A 16,751-nucleotide genomic window follows, 5' to 3' on the forward strand; every position below is an offset into this window, starting at 1 on the left:
GCTTTGGCAAGTGCCTATTTGGAAAATTCCTTCGGAATTTTCTCGCGTTCGTTTTTGTTTACTAAATTAGTTGCTTGAAACACACAACAAACCATATACAACAACGTTAAGCGAAACTCCTAAATCTATTCTACATTTCCTCCAATTCCAACTTATAATCATACTGCAAATCTTCATGCAATTTTAAAACTTTTTTGGTAATGGCTTCAATATTGCGATCGTAGATATTTTGTAGTGTGGTGTTTCGTTTTATAGATGGCGACATCGCTTTTAATTTTTTACAAAAGTAGAGTAGTAGCTCAACTTCGGTTTCTTTGTTAAGCGAGTAGCGAATGTATTTTTTAGTGTTTCGTAATATTTTACGAACGCTCTTTTTAATGTAGAAATAGCTATTGGTATTTATGGCTTCAAACTGTTCGTCTATGTCTTGTTTCACGGTTTCTATATAACCCGCTTCGCTATCGGCCTCAAAAAGCAAATAGGTAAGTAGCTCTTTGTTTTCCTTTTTAAAACGTGCTAAACGCAAACACAGCTCGGCAAGTTCTTCACTCGATTTGTGTTTTAATTCTTTTCTTATAGTAACTACCGAAACTGCTTTCATCAAAAAAAAAATATTTTTTAAGTTCCCGCAAAAACGGGAATCTTATTATTTTAAAAAGGTAATATAACACTTAAAATTTTCACAATTAAAAATCCTTTAACAGTAATTCACTTTTAATATAAGTATCTTTTCTATTCTGAACTTTTCAGCAAAAAAAACAAGTATTAACTAAAAACCAAAAACAATATGCCATTTTTAACAAATAAAAAAAGCAAAGAACAAGTCGATATATTTTACGAAGATTACGGTAAAGGACAACCAGTTATTTTAATTCACGGTTGGCCATTAAGCCGAAAATCTTGGGAACACCAAGTCTGGAAAATTGTAGAAGCTGGTTACCGTTGTATTTCTTACGATAGACGTGGTTTCGGGATTTCCTCTGCACCTTGGGATGGTTACGATTATTCCTCTTTAGCCAGCGATTTAAATGCACTTATAGAAGAATTAAAATTAGAGAACGCTGTAATTGTAGGTTTTTCTATGGGTGGTGGCGAAGTAGTGCGTTATTTAACCGATTATGGCGATAGTAAAATTGCTAAAGCAGCTTTAATTTCGAGTATTGTTCCGTTGGTGAAGCAGAAAGACGATAATCCGGATGGCGTGCCAGAAAAAGATTTAGAAGGCATACAAGAGGCGTTGGAAAACGATCGTGTGGGCTTTTTAAAAGAGTTCCATAAAGGCTTTTATAACTTCGATGAGAATAAAAAAGAAGACCGTATTAGCCAGGCCGTTTTAGATTACGATTTTATCGTGGCGTCTCACGCGTCACCAAGAGGAACTATTGAGGCCGCTTTGGCTTGGATGCATACCGACTTTAGACCAGAACTTAAAAACGTAAAGGTGCCAACCTTAGTAGTGCATGGCGATGCCGATGCTACAGTACCTATTAAAACGTCTGCCGAACAAGCAGCAAAAGGCATTGAAAATTCGCAATACGAAATTATAAAAGGTGCACCACACGGTTTAAATGTCACGCATAAAGAAGAACTGAATGAGATTTTAATGAAATTTTTAAAGTCTTAAAAGAATTAAGTCTTGTCAGTTCGAGTGATTTCGAGGCACGAGAAATTGTATCGAGAACTTTCAAATTGAAAATCAATATAACAAGAAACGCCTGCAATTGCAGGCGTTTTTTATAGTTTAATGTGTATGCCATCTTTTAATTCGGCAGGACTTGGAGCTTCAAAATAAGTTTCCACAAAATCGAAATCTTCTATTTTTACTTCAAATTCATAAGTAACTCCTTTTTCGGTATTTCGTTTAATAACACGGTCTTTTCTTATAGCGATAGAAATATCTAAATAATGTAGTTTATATTCTATGTTGTTTTTTAAGGCAAACAGTCTAAATTTCTCCCGATGCTCGAATTTAGAAAAGCCTAAGTCGAGAATAGAATCCACGCCATTGTGTTCTAATTGTAATATGTAGTGCATCATTAAGCTTTCGCTTCTATCAATACGTTCCAACATCCATTCTAAACCATCGTCTTGGGTTTTGTCTGGCATAAATAAACGGTTGTTCCACTTATCTATAGAAAACACAATACCTTTGTTTTCTTCGCGTAAATGCTGTGCATAGGTCGTTTTCCCAGATCCTGTATTTCCTGCTATTATATGTATCATAAATGTTATTAGTTTTTGTAATATCTTCTAATCCTGTTTTTTGTAGCAAATAGTCTTGCAATACCAATAACTAAAATAATTGGCGATATAACGGTTAACAGGATACCCATGGTTTTAAGCTCGCTCAAAATTTCAAGTTTAAGAATCGATATACCAAAACCAAGGAAGACGACAAATGTTCTAAAATAGGCAAGAAAAGTACGCTCGTTAGCTAATTTTGTTCGTTCTATGGCTAATATATCTCGAGTGGTAAGTTGGTTGTCGTCAATCATAATTTTATCCTTTTAATAAATTAATACTTACAGTTGCCAACGCGCTATCTGGAAACCTTGAAAAGTATTTTGGATCTGGTTTTAACCCGGCTTCTTCGGCTATTTTCTTAAACACATCCACTTCCAGAATATATTGGTCGCTGTAACCATGCGTAGCATCGTAAGCTGTGGCAGCGGTTTTACCAATGTTTTGTGCTGTTAATTCCGGATTAATAGTATGCAACTCTATAATAAGTAATCCAAATTGCTCCACATATGGTTTCCATTTTTGTAAATGTTCCAGCAGGGAATCTTCCACCAAATTATTATTTATACGTTTACCATTGTGCGCAAAAGCGCCAGTAGAATCGCTTACACGATTGGTTGGCTGTTTTGGTGTTTCCCAAATACGATTATGGTCTAAAAACGTACGTACGTTTAGTAAATCTTTAAGCTTAATATTATAATCTTCTTTTAAGTCTTTTGCTAGTAAATCTGGTCTGCCAATGTCTCCCCAAATCACTTTTGCCCAAATATCGGCTTTTATTAAATTGGCTCTGGTTACTTTTAATGCGGCTTTATTAAAATCGGCTCCTACCAGTAATAACGGATGTTCTTCCAGTAATTTGCCACGCAAGGTTTGGTGTTCTATAACATCGAATATATGCTGAATAAACGCACCATTACCACAACCCATATCTAATATGCCTTTGGGCTGCTCGTCTATGGGTTTGTTAAATAATTCTATAATTACCTGATCTATAATTTTAAAATATGTAGAATGAGCGCCACCACTTCCCCAAACATTCATTTCTCTATGTACGTGTTTTTCGGTGTCTTCGGGATTGTCGTTTTTAAGAATTAGCGGATTACCAAAAAGCAAGTCGTCTAACTGCAAAAACGTTGGTAAATAAGAGACAGTTACACCGTAAGCCGAAGCGCGTTTGGCAAAAAACAAACCTTCGTCTGTAAACTGATAGGTTCCTTTTTTCTTTTTAAACCAACCAATATCACTTAAAAAATCTAAGATTTTTTTAAAGCTTTCTGGGTTTTTATGGTATTCTTCGGCAGTAAAAGAGGCTTCCATAAAATATTTATGAAACATACCATTTACACCTAACAGTACTGTAATTGGTGCCACAATACAGCCTTCAATATGTTTTACTACTTGCTCTTGTATATCAGAATCTTCAAAAGCGTTGAGGTTAAAATTATTTTCGTAGTTTTTAAATATGCGTTCAAGAACAATAAAAGCGTCGCTGCTTATGCGTTCTTCGGGAAATTTTACAGCATATTTTAAAACTTCCACAGCATCTTCATACAAATACGCATAGTTAAAAGCCGTTTCACTATTTTCATTTATGGAAAAGGTTATAACATCGTTTTTATTGTCTATAGTTTGTTGCAACCAGCCTTGAGCACATACAATGCGTAATGCGACATTTAAATAGCCTTCATTAGCTTTAAAATGTGCTGCTATTTTTCGAAGTTTTACAGATTCCTCCTGTAATAAAAATTCTAAAACACCTTTTTTATGTAATGCAAACATGGTGGTAGCTGTTGCAATACCATCGAGATGTCTAAAAATAGTGCCTCTTAATTTTTCTTTGTTTTTTTTGGTTAGCATTTTGTTAAGTGTTAGAATTTAAAGATATAAAAAAAGCGCTTACAATAATTGAAGCGCTTTGTGGAAGAATTTTATATTCTTATTTTTTATACTGAATGACTATCTCAATTTAGGAAAATCATTAGGATTTGCTTCATGCATTACGGCATAAACCGCTTCAAATATATCTTCGGCTGAAGGTTTCGAAAAATAATCACCATCACTACCGTAAGCAGGTCTGTGTGCTTTTGCAGTTAATGTTTTAGGCACGCTATCCAGATATTGATAGGCGTTTTGTTTGTTTATAATTTGATCTAAAAGGTATGCTGAAGCACCTCCAGGCACATCTTCGTCTATAATCATTAAACGATTTGTTTTTGCTATACTCTTCACCACGTCTTTATTTAAATCGAAAGGTAATAAGGATTGTGCATCAATAACTTCGGCATCAATACCAACCTGAAGTAATTCTTTAGCAACTTCCTCAACAATTCTTAAAGTAGAACCATAAGATAATAAGGTAATATCGCTACCTTCCTTTACGGTTTCTACTACACCAATTGGTGTTTTAAATTCGCCAAAATTTGAAGGTTTTTTCTCTTTTAATCGGTAACCATTTAAGCATTCTACAATGAGAGCTGGCTCGTCACTTTCTAGCAAAGTGTTATAAAAACCAGCGGCTTTTGTCATATTTCTTGGCACCAACACATGAATACCACGAACAAGGTTTAAAATTCCGCCCATTTGCGAACCAGAATGCCAAATGCCTTCTAATCTGTGACCACGCGTTCTAACAATTAATGGTGCTTTTTGGCGACCTTTTGTTCTATAATGTAAGGTTGCTAAATCGTCGCTCATTATTTGCAGTGCATATAAGATGTAATCTAAATATTGAATTTCGGCAATTGGTCTTAAACCACGCATAGCCATACCAATACCTTGTCCTAAAATAGTAGCTTCGCGTATGCCAGCATCTGTCACACGTAATTCGCCATATTTTTCCTGTAAACCTTCTAATCCTTGATTTACGTCACCAATATTTCCTGCATCTTCACCAAAGATTAATGCCTCTGGATATTTGCTAAAAATAGCATCAAAATTGTCTCTAATCACAACACGACCATCTACTTCATCTGCAGTTTCGTAGATTGGCTTAACTTCTTTAATATTTAATACCGAAGTTTTAGTTTCATTGTGTAAATGCGAACTGTATTTTGGTTGAACGAATTTAAAGTAGTTTTCAATCCAATTCAATAATTGTGTTTTAGCCGAAGAATTTTCGCTAACCACATATCTTAAGACCTTTCTTGCGGCAGCAATAGCATCTTTTCTTGCAGGCTCTGCAATGGCTAATAAATCGTTATTTATTTTTTCAATAAACACTTTATTTGCGCTTGTCTCTGCAACGTGTTTTAAAATGGTTGAAACCTCTTCGCGTTCCTTAATAATAGGATTTAAATAGGCAGACCATGCCGCTTTTTTTCCCTCCCGAACGGCTTTTTTAATATCTTTTTCTAAAGCAGATAGTTCGTCGTCTGTGGCTATACCAGTTTCTAGCATCCACTCACGAAGCTTAAGATTACAATCGTTATTTCTTTCCCACTCTAAGCGGTTAGCATCTTTATAGCGTTCGTGCGAACCAGAAGTAGAATGGCCTTGCGGCTGTGTTAATTCGTTAACATGAATTAATACAGGCACGTGTTCTGTTCTAGCAATTTTTGCGGCTTCTTGATAAGTTTCCATAAGTGCCACGTAATCCCAACCTTTTACGCGAAGGATTTCGTAACCCTTATTATCTTTATCACGCTGAAAACCACTTAAAATTTCAGAAATATTTTCTTTAGTCGTTTGGTGTTTTGCATGTACAGAAATACCATATTCATCATCCCAAACACTTATAACCATAGGTACTTGCAGGACACCAGCAGCATTAATGGTCTCGAAAAAGAGCCCTTCGCTTGTACTTGCGTTTCCAATTGTTCCCCAGGCAATTTCGTTGCCTTTATCTGAGAAATTAGTAGTATTAATTCCTTTTACTTTTCTGTATATTTTAGAGGCTTGTGCTAAGCCTAATAAACGTGGCATTTGTCCTGCAGTTGGCGAAATGTCTGCGCTTGAATTTTTTTGTTTTGTAAGATCATTCCAGTTGCCATTCTCGTCTAAACTAAACGTCGAGAAGTGTCCACCCATTTGACGGCCACCAGACATTGGTTCTTGTTTTAAATCTGTATTAGCGTATAAACCAGCAAAAAATTGCTCTATGGTGAGTTCACCAATAGCCATCATAAAGGTTTGGTCTCTGTAATACCCAGAACGGAAATCGCCATTTGCAAATGCTTTAGCCCAAGCTAATTGCGGTACTTCCTTTCCATCACCAAAAATTCCGAATTTTGCTTTTCCTGTTAGTACTTCGCGACGGCCAAGTAAACTACATTCCCGACTAGTAACAGCAGTCTTATAATCTTCTACAACCTGTGCTTTAAAATCATTAAAGGACAAGGCTTCTTTCAAGTCGGAATTTGTACTCATAGTTTTTTATGTTGATAGCACAAATTTAACGAATATAAGTGATTTTAGCAATACTAAAATGTCTTAAAAAAATGAATATATGATAATTATTAATGTGTTTTACCTATAATAATTTATAAATAGCTAATAAAATCAATTTTTGTTGAAGATAATATAATTAATACCAGCGTCTTGTAAATAATTTTAGCAACGTTTTTGGAGATAAGGTCACTATAAAACGGATGCTTCTGTCGTAATTGGGTTGAGCGATTTCCCAGCCTAAATTAGAATATACAGGAAGATATAATTCAAAATAATCCTCAACTAAATTTAACCTAATGCCTGCATCGTAAACAAATTTTGGGTTAAATCCTTTATTATTAACTAATCCTACGTCGCCATATGCCATGATATAGCGCCAAATAGTTGTACTGGCATTGGCAGTTGTAATCCATTGGTTTGCAAATGCAGGCTGCAATTGCGACTTAAAACCACCTTCTGATACTATAAGTTGCTGACTTAATAATCCAGCTTCTTCAGAGCGTCCTAAATAATCGTAGTCAAATAAATAATCGGTTGGTCTGTCTAAGGCAAAACTAAAGAAATCTGTAGTTTCAAAAGTTTTGTTGTAAAGAAATGATCCTGCGAAGAGACGTAAATTATATTGCCTGTTACCTTCGGTAAGCTTTCTAAACTCTGCTGTTGCAGATAGTTTTCCAAAATTTTCAGCAATTTGTAAGTCGGTATTCCACGAAAAGAAGTTTTTTAAATTAGGGTCGCTTTGTCCGTATCTTGCGTTAAACACACTGTATTTTGGTTCACCATCGGTTTCAAACTCTCCAGTAGGATCGATTTCTCTGTCTATTAAGATGTATCTTAAATTAAAGTAACTCTTTCTGTTATCTCTTAAATTATCTGGGTCTCTAAAACTAAAACTAATGCCAGGTCTAAGGGAAGTATAAGAGAGGTTAGGAGCGTAGTTGTAGTATTCTCCTCCAATACCATACGATGTGCGGTAGTTTCTCGAATTTTCTCTACGGTCTGTATAACTTACAGAAGCACTACCAACCAGCTGCTTGCTTTTAATAGCATATTTAGGACTTAAGCGATACAAAAAGTTTTTTGTAAGTATGGTTTTGTTATACAGTTTTAAACCAGGTGAAAAGCCGTCATAAAAATTATAAGCGAATTCTGGCATAAAAAACACCTGACTGTAGTTAGGGTCTTCAACATCTTTAAATAATCTGAATTGTAGCGGTTTGTTATTAGATAAAAAGCCACCTAAAGATTTCCAGTTGTTTCGCAAATTTCTTTCTGGTATTGTAGTGTCGTAGTTTAAAACTAATTTATCTGCATCATTATTAGCAATCGTAATTGTTTTAAATCCTTTAAAACCTTCAATCCATTGCTTAGAAAGGACAGAGTCGTCTTTGATAGTAAAGAGCGAGACAGGCATTAAATGATCTTGCTTATTCTTAATGGTAATGGTAAGCGAGTCTTCGGTTTTTTCTACTTTTTTAATTTTAAAATCTATCTTTTTGCTGCTTCCTACAAAATCTTCAAAAAACCAATCGATGTTTTTATTGGTATTTTGTTTTATGTAATTTTCAAAAGCTTTAGAACTGGTTGGTTTTAATTTATTTTCAGCTAAATATTGAAGAATTATTTTATCTATGGTTTTTGCGTCGGTATATTCATCTAAATACTTTAAACCTACACCTGCTTTGTATTTATTTGCAATATTTTTATTGAATTTGAGCAAAGAATCTTTTGGCATATCTAACGGCTGATCAAGATTAGAACGCGCCATATGCATATACAGAAAATTATATTGGTCATTAAAATTTAAATCTGAAGCATGAAACGCACGAACTCCCCAAACATTAGCAAGTTTGCCTAAAATTTTCATGTCGGGATAATTCTCTTCTACATACTTTATTAAATAATAGGTTTGAATACCATCTAATATCCATTGGTCTTCACGAGGATTTATAAGCAAGGTATTTTCAAGGTAATTATGTAATGTGGTTTTTAGTATTTTTAACTCGTATTGAAAGGTATCTGAGAACGGACGCACAAAACTTGGTAGCAGATTTAAACCGTAAATAGGGTCTTTTTTGTAATCTATTTGGGTAAGCAAAATCTTTTTATGCGGATAGTCTCCAAGGTTCTCTGTAATAAATGCGGCAACATTATCTGTAATAATGGCAACATCTGCGGGTTTTAAATTTTCTTCAAAAATGTTAGATTCTATAGTAAAATAATCGGTCTCAACTGTTTTATAAGTATCTGTCTTGTTTAGAAATAGTTTAGAACTAATACGATTTTCACCTTTTAAAACACTGGTCTTAGAACCATTTTTTTCGTTTTCTGTCGTGGTATCTTCGTCTAATTCGCTAATTAAAGTATAGGTGTTTGGGTAATTAACCTGCAGGTTTATATCTGCCTTTGGAACAAAGGCATCGTCTAAATCTTTGTTACTAAAAAAGTGCCAATCGCCATCGAACACAGCAGGTGTAATGTACCAATATCTTAAATTATAATCACCATCGCTGGTAATACCATATCTCGTGAATTTATCGTTGGGAACCTGAACAGTATAATTGAGTGTTAGCGTATAACTTTGGTTTGGAAGCAGAGATTTATTTAAAATTACTTTAATTACATCTGGATTATTTTCTAAATGATAAAAAGTAGTTTCGTTACTATTCTCCTTAATTGAATTAATGATGGTAAACCCACGATCTTCTTCTTTTGCAAAATGAAAAGTATTTTTAAACTCCTCTGTAAACCTGTTGGCTAAAGGTGTGGTTTTAGCGGAATAGCTATTGCTCCAATCTGTTAAATAAATGGTGTCTAATGCGATATTAGAGGTATTATAATATTCTATTGTTTGAAGAATATTGATGCTTTTATTTTCTACATCGAATGTGGCATTTATATCAAGTTTATTCTGGCTTAACGCCGAAAAACAAATACATAGGCACAATAAAAAGGGAGCGAATTTCAGGTTCAATTTACTTTTAAAAACTTTAAAGGTTTAACATTAACACCGTTGAGTGTAACATAGTACATTCCGTTTAAAAATGATGAAGTATTTATAATAACTTCTTCATTTTCATTAATTGAAACAGTTTTAATTAACTGTCCCAGCGTGTTGTAAATACTTACGTAATTAGCAAAAGTTGGTTTTCTTTTTGCTATAATTTTAAGCTCATCTTGAACAATATTTGTGCCTAATATTTCAAAACCCGTAATTTGCTGAACAAATTCCTCTACACTTAAAAAGTTTTCTGTTGTGGTTATGTTTATAGTAACGGGAAGATGGTCGCTAAAATTGTGTAGCGCATTTCTTAAATTAAAGTTATAATCTGGGCCATCACAATTTGTAGAATTTATAGCATTATTATAGCAATTACTATTGGCGTTGTTACCATAAACCTTATAACTTCCAGTTTCAAATTGCAATTCGGCATTGTTTTGCATGTTTGGCGATGTTAATATAAAATCAAAACGATCGTCAAAACCGCCTGCAGCACCACCCAAAGCTGTTGTAGTTCTTGTAGATTGTGTAAAAACGTCTATAAAACTTGTATTATTATGCCAGCTGCCAATGCGGTTTGCAGGATCTATAAATGCAATATTGTTATTACTGTTTAAAAACTCTTGAAAGCCTGCCTCACTTGCTGTGTAGAAATTTAAATCACCACCAAATAAGAAGTATTCGGTGTTTGAAAACGAGTTTAAATAAGTAGTTAAATCTTGAGCCATCTGGTAGCGTAAAGCAGCATTATCTGGTCCGCTTGAGGCTTTTAAATGGCCTACAATAACATTTAGAATTATTGGGTTTGTGTTTTGGTTAACAGTATTTAATTTTAAAATATAATGGTTAAAATCTCTGTAAATAGTGGTGATTTCGGTTTGCGATTCTAAACTAAACTTAGTGCTATCGTAATATATTAAATTTTGTAAGTCGTTTTGGTCGCCAAAATTATCATCAGAGGTGTTTAAAACAAAATTAGCCATAGTATAATTGGCATTTATATTTTGTTGTATTCTATTTAAAATCAATCCGGCACCATTAGTATCATTTAGCTCACAGACCATTAATAAATCTGGTTGGTAATCGCTTAAAATTATTTCTAATTCATTTAATCTTGAAAGTGCAGGTTCCTGTAAAGGAAAGTTAAGCAAGTTATAAAACATGGTTTTAAATGTCTCCTGAGAAAAACTATAATGGCAACTAAGAGTAATAAATAATAGAACTAAGGAGAAAGTATGTTTCATAACATTGTAAAACCTATATTTAAAAGTTCGGGCTTAAGCCGTATTCTTTATAAAAAGCATCTAAAATATTAACCACTTCCTCTTCTGTATCCACCAAATGAATTAAGTCTAAATCTTCAGCACTAACATTGGTAAACTTGCCTAAAACGGTTTCTTTAACCCAGTCTATTAATCCAGACCAGAAATCTGTACCAACTAAAATAATTGGAAATTTTTCTATTTTATTGGTTTGAATTAAAGTGATGGCTTCAAAAAGTTCATCTAAAGTTCCAAATCCACCAGGCATAACAACAAAACCTTGTGAATATTTTACAAACATAACTTTACGAACGAAGAAATAATCGAAATCCAGACTCTTGTCACCATCTATATATGGGTTATCATGCTGCTCGAAAGGTAAATCGATATTCAATCCAACCGAAGTTCCTCCTGCCAAGTGAGCACCTTTATTACCAGCTTCCATAATACCTGGTCCACCACCTGTGATGACGCCATAACCAGCTTCGCAAATTTGCTTGGCAACACTTTCGGCTAATTTATAATATTTATGATCTGGTTTTGTTCTGGCAGATCCAAAAATAGAAACACAAGGTCCTATCTGGCTCATTTTTTCAAAACCGTTTACAAATTCTCCCATGATTTTGAAGATTGCCCAAGAATCGTTTGTTTTATTTTCGTTCCAACCTTTATGATGTTGTTCTTTTCGCATGAATAAAATATAGTTTTTTAATTTACCGCCTAAAGCGGAAGATTTGATAATTTTTCAGAATCACAAATTTAAGAGAATTAGTGAGTTAATAAGTTAAAAATTGAAATAAAAAAAAGGCAACCATTTAGGTCGCCTTTTAATATACTTAATCTATTTTGTTATAGTGGCTTTCTACCAGAAATTATATTGTAAAGAATCACTATCACTGCAATAACTAATAATACGTGGATTAGGCCACCAGTGCCAATTCCAGGCATGACTCCTAAAAAGCCTAAAAGCCATACAATAATTAAAATTACGGCTACAAGCCAAAGAATACCTCTCATAATGTTTTGTTTTTATGGTTAATTATTTTAAAGATACGCAATTTTAATTCACTTAGTTGTTAATAAAGTGATAAAACACACATTAGCGAGATAAAACAAAAATGTAGAAATAGCTGTCTATATTTACATTTTTAGTATTATTTTATTAGTACAGTAATTCTTTTTTTAAAAACTTAGCAGTATAACTTTTTTTGTGTTTAGCGACTTCTTCCGGTGTGCCTTCCACTATAATTTTACCACCACCTTGTCCACCTTCGTAGCCAACATCTATAATATGATCTACCGTTTTTATAACATCTAAGTTGTGCTCTATAATTAATACGGTATTCCCTTTGTTTGCCAGTTTATTTAATACAATCATAAGTACACGAATATCTTCAAAATGTAAACCGGTAGTTGGCTCGTCTAAAATATAAAATGTGTTTCCAGTGTCGCGTTTACTTAATTCGGTAGCCAACTTTATACGTTGTGCCTCACCACCAGAAAGCGTTGTGCTTTGTTGTCCTAAAGTTATATAACCTAAACCAACATCTTGTATAGTTTTTAATTTCCGGTGGATTTTCGGAATATTTTCAAAAAACTCAACACTTTCATTAATTGTCATGTTTAATACATCGCTAATACTTTTGCCTTTGTATCTAATTTCTAAAGTTTCACGATTAAAACGTTTGCCTTGGCAGGTTTCGCATTCTACGTAAACATCTGGAAGGAAATTCATTTCAATTACTCGCAAGCCACCACCTTTACAGGTTTCACAACGACCGCCAGTAACATTAAAACTAAAACGACCAGGCTTGTAGCCACGAATCATAGCTTCTGGAATCTTGGCAAATAAGCTGCGTATCTCTCCAAAAGTGCCCGTGTACGTAGCAGGATTGCTTCGTGGTGTTCTTCCAATTGGTGACTGATTAATGTCAATAACTTTATCGCAATGTTCTAAACCTTTAATGCTTTTGTAGGGCATTGGCTTTTTTACGCCGTTAAAATAATATGCATTAAGAATAGGGTAGAGGGTTTCGTTAATTAAAGTAGATTTTCCACTGCCCGAAACACCAGTAACACCAATCATTTTACCCAAAGGAATTTTAACAGAAACGTTTTTTAGGTTATTTCCTGTACAGCCTTTAAGTTCAATAAATTTACCATTGCCTTCGCGACGCTTTTTGGGTATTTCTATTTTTCTTTTCCCGTTTAAATATTCTGCAGTTAACGTGTTTTCTTTTAATAGTTGTTTTGGTGTGCCTTGACTAATAATTTCACCACCATGTTTTCCAGCTCGTGGTCCTATATCTATAACATGGTCTGCACTTTCAATCATGTCTTTATCGTGTTCTACAACAATTACAGAGTTTCCAATATCTCTTAGCGAAATGAGTGAATTAATTAGTTTCTCGTTATCACGTTGGTGCAAACCAATACTTGGTTCATCAAGTATATAAAGTACACCAACTAATTGCGACCCTATTTGTGTTGCCAACCGAATACGTTGCGCCTCACCACCAGATAGTGATTTTGAGCTTCTGTTAAGAGATAAATAGGTTAAACCAACATCTAACAAAAACTGAAGTCGTGTTCTAATTTCCTTAATTATTTCTTCGGCAATTTTAATTTGTTTTTCAGAAAGGTTTTGTTCCAAACCTTCAAACCATTCAGCTAAATCAACAATATCTTTATTGGCTAATTCTGCAATATTTTTTCCGGCAACTTTAAAGTATAACGATTCTTTTCGTAAACGGGAACCTTCGCAAACAGGACATTCTATCTTGTCCATGTAGTCTTTTGCCCATCGTTTAAGAGAACGTGATTCTGCAGTTTTATATTGGTTTTCAATAAAAGTAGCGACTCCTTCAAAATCAATTTTATAATCTCTGGTAATACCCAAGGTTTTACTTTCTACCGAAAATTTATCATTTCCGCCATATAGAATAATCTGCTTCGCTTCTTTTGGGATATCCTTATACGCATCGGTTAATTTAAAATTAAATCGCTCTGCAATAAGTTGTAACTGTTTAAAAATCCAGCTTTTCTTTTCGGGACCGTGAGGAGCTAAAGCACCACTTTTAATGGATAATGAATCGTCTGGAATAATTTTGTTCTCATTAACCTGGTAAAGACTTCCAATGCCATTACAGTTTTCGCAAGCGCCTTTTGGCGAGTTAAAAGAAAAATTATTTGGTTCTGGATTAGGATACGAAATTCCCGAACTTGGGCACATTAAATTTCTACTAAAATAGCGTGCTTCCTGCGTATCTTGATCGATTACCATAAGTACATCTTCGCCATGATACATGGCAGTGTTTATGGTTTCGTCTAAGCGCTTATCGTTTGCTATAGCATCGTCAATTTTTAATCTATCGATTACAATTTCAATATCGTGCGTTTTATAACGATCCAGTTTCATGCCTTTTACTAAATCTTTTATTTCGCCATCGGTTCTCACCTTTACAAAACCTTGTTTAGCAATTTGTTCAAACAATTCGCGATAATGACCTTTTCGCGAACGCACAACAGGAGATAAAATATTTATTTTTTTTCCTTTATAGCTCTCTATAATTAATGCTTTGATTTGCTCATCACTATAACTCACCATTTTTTCGCCAGTATTGTAACTGTAAGCATCACTGGCACGCGCATAAAATAAACGCAAGAAATCGTAGATTTCGGTAATGGTTCCAACGGTTGAACGTGGCGATTTACTTGTGGTTTTCTGTTCTATAGCTATAACAGGAGATAACCCATCAATTTTATCGACATCCGGACGCTCTAAGCCACCCAAAAATTGTCTGGCATACGCCGAAAATGTTTCGATGTAACGACGTTGTCCTTCAGCATAAATAGTATCGAATGCTAAAGACGATTTACCACTACCAGATAAACCGGTAATAACAACTAACTTTTCGCGTGGAATAGTAACATCTATATTTTTAAGATTATGAACTCTGGCACCTTGTACCTCAATGTTTTCTTCAAAATTTGTCATATAATAGCAAAATTCTGCTGTTTTTAAGCAGATTTGCAAAGTTAAGGTTTTTACACCTCTTTTTTAAACCGAATCAGTTAGGATTTTATTAAAATCGAATGTCATTTCTTCGAAAAAAGAAATATCTTCTTGAGTTAGAGATTTTGTCTATTTTAGTGCTTTGTTCTCTTAAGAATTAAGGAACATCATAAAAAATTAAAGTTTAACTCTAAAAAAGATTACTGCATGTGCAGGGAATAATTATGACAATATTAGGAATAGGCTCAAGAATTAGCCACAAAGAATACGGGAAAGGAGTAGTTACCAATGTTGATAATCAGCAATATTGGGTAACATTTATTGATAATGGTTTGGAAACAATACCATTAAACGAAGAAATTGAAATAATTGAAGCCGCCGAAAATGAAGTGGACACTGTTAGTTTTTTTGATGTTGAAAGTAGTTTAGTGCGTATTTTAAAAAAATATAGTGATGTTACAGAAGTTGTTCATATTGGAGACAAGTGGAAAGACGGAAAACTTATTTTAGAACCTGGTGATATAAATTTGAAAAGTAAGGAAATTAAAATAGACGATTTCTTTCATAAAATTACAATGGTCCGTGATAGATTGCGTGTTATGGAGCAAAAAGTAAATTCCAGTAATCTTGAGGAACAAGAGAAAATAGATTTACAACAATATATTACACGTATTTACGGCAGTTTAACCACTTTTAATGTATTGTTTAAATTGAAGGATCAACAGTTCGTTGGGCAGAAGAGTAAGTAAACAGTTTTCAGTCTCAGTCCCAAACTATTATAATTTGTATTTATTTAAAATTGTCCTTTTTTCGATACAGACATTATTTGGTTGTCAAATTTTAGTTCAATCGTTGAATTCGTTTTATTTAATAGCTGATTCAATAATATTTTAAAAGTTTTCTGAAAACTAAGACTGAGACTGAGCACACTTTAAATTCGTAATCTCCAACCCTAAAACCATCATTTTATGAAATGTTGGTAACATCGCACCAGTTTCGGTTGTTGTCCAATCGCACCACGTGGCTTCAAGGCCATCTATTGGTAAAATATCTACCCACATTTGGAAACTTTTAGGTTTACCATCTTTATCTAAGTGCCATAAATAAGAATCGCCAGGAGTAGAACCTCCAGAAGAATAGGTAACCAATAAAGCATGCTCTCCGTTTTCTAATGTTACAAGTTTGCGTGTGGTGCCTTCATCAAATATTTTATAGGGTGCTACCAACCAAAAGGAATCGTTATTAAAATAGGTAACAGCTTTTTGTATTAAAGTATTACTCTCATCGCCTGTAACTTTTGTGTCATTTTTATAGGCTATACTTTTAGAATTATTTTTTAAATCTAAATTAACTTTGTAGTTTTTCCAGTAAACTTCGCAGGTGTTTTCAGTTTTGTTCCATTTAAAATGGTGACGTTTTTTAAACGTCCACTCTATATAGTCTGTTGCTTTATAAGCATCGTAGTTTAACGCATTTAGCATTTTTAAAGCCAATGTGTGAGCTCCTGCTTCTTTACCAACAGGCAAATCTTCATTATATTTAAAATATAAGAAACCATAGAGTAGAAGCGTAGGAAGTGTAAGGAATATTACTATTCCTGCGATTACTTTTAACACCCTTTTTAGTGTTAATTTTTTTCTTTTTCTCATTTCAATTTTTAATGATATAAAACTACAAATATTTTAGCATTCACGACCACAAAAAAATGCCTGAACTCTCGTTCAGGCATTTTATTATTTACAAACAGTTGTTTTTTATTTTAGCGTTTAAGCGTAAAATGCGCACGAACCGATTTCTTTTGGTCTGTGCCTGGTTCTCTGTATTCTACAGTAAACCAGTAATC

Annotated in this window: 13 protein-coding genes; 2 read left to right on the forward strand and 11 right to left on the reverse strand. The window is 33.9% G+C overall.

Features of this window, described 5'->3' with window-relative positions; translation table 11 throughout:
- Nucleotides 1–130: 130 nt before the first annotated feature.
- Entirely contained in the window at nucleotides 131–601 is a 471-nt protein-coding gene (locus tag ACVC43_RS03145; RefSeq protein ID WP_452223126.1) for a hypothetical protein, read from the reverse strand.
- A gap of 186 nt (nucleotides 602–787) precedes the next feature.
- Here ACVC43_RS03145 and ACVC43_RS03150 point away from each other — a divergent pair, with 186 nt between their 5' ends.
- A complete protein-coding gene (locus ACVC43_RS03150; protein ID WP_452223111.1) occupies nucleotides 788–1,624 on the forward strand; it encodes an alpha/beta fold hydrolase in 837 nt (278 codons plus the stop codon).
- A gap of 110 nt (nucleotides 1,625–1,734) precedes the next feature.
- On the opposite strand, the gene ACVC43_RS03155 is transcribed toward ACVC43_RS03150, so the two are convergent.
- The 9 genes from ACVC43_RS03155 to uvrA form a co-directional block, all read right to left on the reverse strand.
- Entirely contained in the window at nucleotides 1,735–2,223 is a 489-nt protein-coding gene (locus ACVC43_RS03155; protein ID WP_452223112.1) for an AAA family ATPase, read from the reverse strand.
- A gap of 8 nt (nucleotides 2,224–2,231) precedes the next feature.
- Nucleotides 2,232–2,495 carry a DUF202 domain-containing protein gene (locus tag ACVC43_RS03160; RefSeq protein ID WP_452223113.1) on the reverse strand — a complete coding sequence of 88 codons (264 nt, stop codon included), beginning with the start codon at nucleotides 2,493–2,495 and terminating at the stop codon, nucleotides 2,232–2,234.
- Nucleotides 2,496–2,499: 4 nt separating this feature from the next.
- The gene (locus ACVC43_RS03165) at nucleotides 2,500–4,101 is read right to left on the reverse strand and encodes a class I SAM-dependent methyltransferase (RefSeq protein WP_452223114.1); all 1,602 of its coding nucleotides are present in this window, start codon (nucleotides 4,099–4,101) and stop codon (nucleotides 2,500–2,502) included.
- A 99-nt stretch (nucleotides 4,102–4,200) separates the two neighbouring features.
- On the reverse strand, nucleotides 4,201–6,609 hold the full coding sequence (locus ACVC43_RS03170; protein ID WP_452223115.1) for an alpha-ketoacid dehydrogenase subunit alpha/beta: 2,409 nt from the start codon (nucleotides 6,607–6,609) through the stop codon (nucleotides 4,201–4,203).
- A 157-nt stretch (nucleotides 6,610–6,766) separates the two neighbouring features.
- Complete coding sequence (locus ACVC43_RS03175) at nucleotides 6,767–9,604, reverse strand: metalloprotease (protein ID WP_452223116.1); 2,838 nt, start codon at nucleotides 9,602–9,604, stop codon at nucleotides 6,767–6,769.
- On the reverse strand, nucleotides 9,601–10,875 hold the full coding sequence (locus ACVC43_RS03180; RefSeq protein WP_452223117.1) for a T9SS type A sorting domain-containing protein: 1,275 nt from the start codon (nucleotides 10,873–10,875) through the stop codon (nucleotides 9,601–9,603). The genes ACVC43_RS03175 and ACVC43_RS03180 overlap by 4 nt, the downstream gene beginning before the upstream one ends.
- 19 nt (nucleotides 10,876–10,894) lie before the next feature.
- The gene (locus ACVC43_RS03185; protein ID WP_452223118.1) at nucleotides 10,895–11,584 is read right to left on the reverse strand and encodes an LOG family protein; all 690 of its coding nucleotides are present in this window, start codon (nucleotides 11,582–11,584) and stop codon (nucleotides 10,895–10,897) included.
- Between the two features lie 158 nt (nucleotides 11,585–11,742).
- Nucleotides 11,743–11,910: a lmo0937 family membrane protein gene (locus ACVC43_RS03190; RefSeq protein ID WP_452223119.1), complete on the reverse strand. Its 168-nt coding sequence runs from the start codon at nucleotides 11,908–11,910 to the stop codon at nucleotides 11,743–11,745.
- A 145-nt stretch (nucleotides 11,911–12,055) separates the two neighbouring features.
- On the reverse strand, nucleotides 12,056–14,890 hold the full coding sequence (uvrA, locus tag ACVC43_RS03195; RefSeq protein ID WP_452223120.1) for an excinuclease ABC subunit UvrA: 2,835 nt from the start codon (nucleotides 14,888–14,890) through the stop codon (nucleotides 12,056–12,058).
- 242 nt (nucleotides 14,891–15,132) lie between these two features.
- Here uvrA and ACVC43_RS03200 point away from each other — a divergent pair, with 242 nt between their 5' ends.
- Nucleotides 15,133–15,657, forward strand: coding sequence for a hypothetical protein (locus ACVC43_RS03200; protein WP_452223121.1), 525 nt, complete (start codon nucleotides 15,133–15,135; stop codon nucleotides 15,655–15,657).
- A gap of 159 nt (nucleotides 15,658–15,816) precedes the next feature.
- Here ACVC43_RS03200 and ACVC43_RS03205 read toward each other — a convergent pair whose 3' ends face one another.
- The gene (locus ACVC43_RS03205; protein WP_452223122.1) at nucleotides 15,817–16,557 is read right to left on the reverse strand and encodes a hypothetical protein; all 741 of its coding nucleotides are present in this window, start codon (nucleotides 16,555–16,557) and stop codon (nucleotides 15,817–15,819) included.
- Nucleotides 16,558–16,751 lie beyond the last annotated feature (194 nt).

This window comes from Lacinutrix chionoecetis (assembly GCF_053604665.1).

Excerpts from the sequence above, each read along its gene's own strand:
- ACVC43_RS03145 (WP_452223126.1), bottom strand. The coding sequence starts at position 601 with ATGAAAGCAGTTTCGGTAGTTACTATAAGAAAAGAATTAAAACACAAA.
- ACVC43_RS03150 (WP_452223111.1), top strand. The coding sequence starts at position 788 with ATGCCATTTTTAACAAATAAAAAAAGCAAAGAACAAGTCGATATATTT.
- ACVC43_RS03155 (WP_452223112.1), bottom strand. The coding sequence starts at position 2,223 with ATGATACATATAATAGCAGGAAATACAGGATCTGGGAAAACGACCTAT.
- ACVC43_RS03160 (WP_452223113.1), bottom strand. The coding sequence starts at position 2,495 with ATGATTGACGACAACCAACTTACCACTCGAGATATATTAGCCATAGAA.
- ACVC43_RS03165 (WP_452223114.1), bottom strand. The coding sequence starts at position 4,101 with ATGCTAACCAAAAAAAACAAAGAAAAATTAAGAGGCACTATTTTTAGA.
- ACVC43_RS03170 (WP_452223115.1), bottom strand. The coding sequence starts at position 6,609 with ATGAGTACAAATTCCGACTTGAAAGAAGCCTTGTCCTTTAATGATTTT.
- ACVC43_RS03180 (WP_452223117.1), bottom strand. The coding sequence starts at position 10,875 with ATGAAACATACTTTCTCCTTAGTTCTATTATTTATTACTCTTAGTTGC.
- ACVC43_RS03185 (WP_452223118.1), bottom strand. The coding sequence starts at position 11,584 with ATGCGAAAAGAACAACATCATAAAGGTTGGAACGAAAATAAAACAAAC.
- ACVC43_RS03190 (WP_452223119.1), bottom strand. The coding sequence starts at position 11,910 with ATGAGAGGTATTCTTTGGCTTGTAGCCGTAATTTTAATTATTGTATGG.
- uvrA (WP_452223120.1), bottom strand. The coding sequence starts at position 14,890 with ATGACAAATTTTGAAGAAAACATTGAGGTACAAGGTGCCAGAGTTCAT.
- ACVC43_RS03200 (WP_452223121.1), top strand. The coding sequence starts at position 15,133 with ATGACAATATTAGGAATAGGCTCAAGAATTAGCCACAAAGAATACGGG.
- ACVC43_RS03205 (WP_452223122.1), bottom strand. The coding sequence starts at position 16,557 with ATGAGAAAAAGAAAAAAATTAACACTAAAAAGGGTGTTAAAAGTAATC.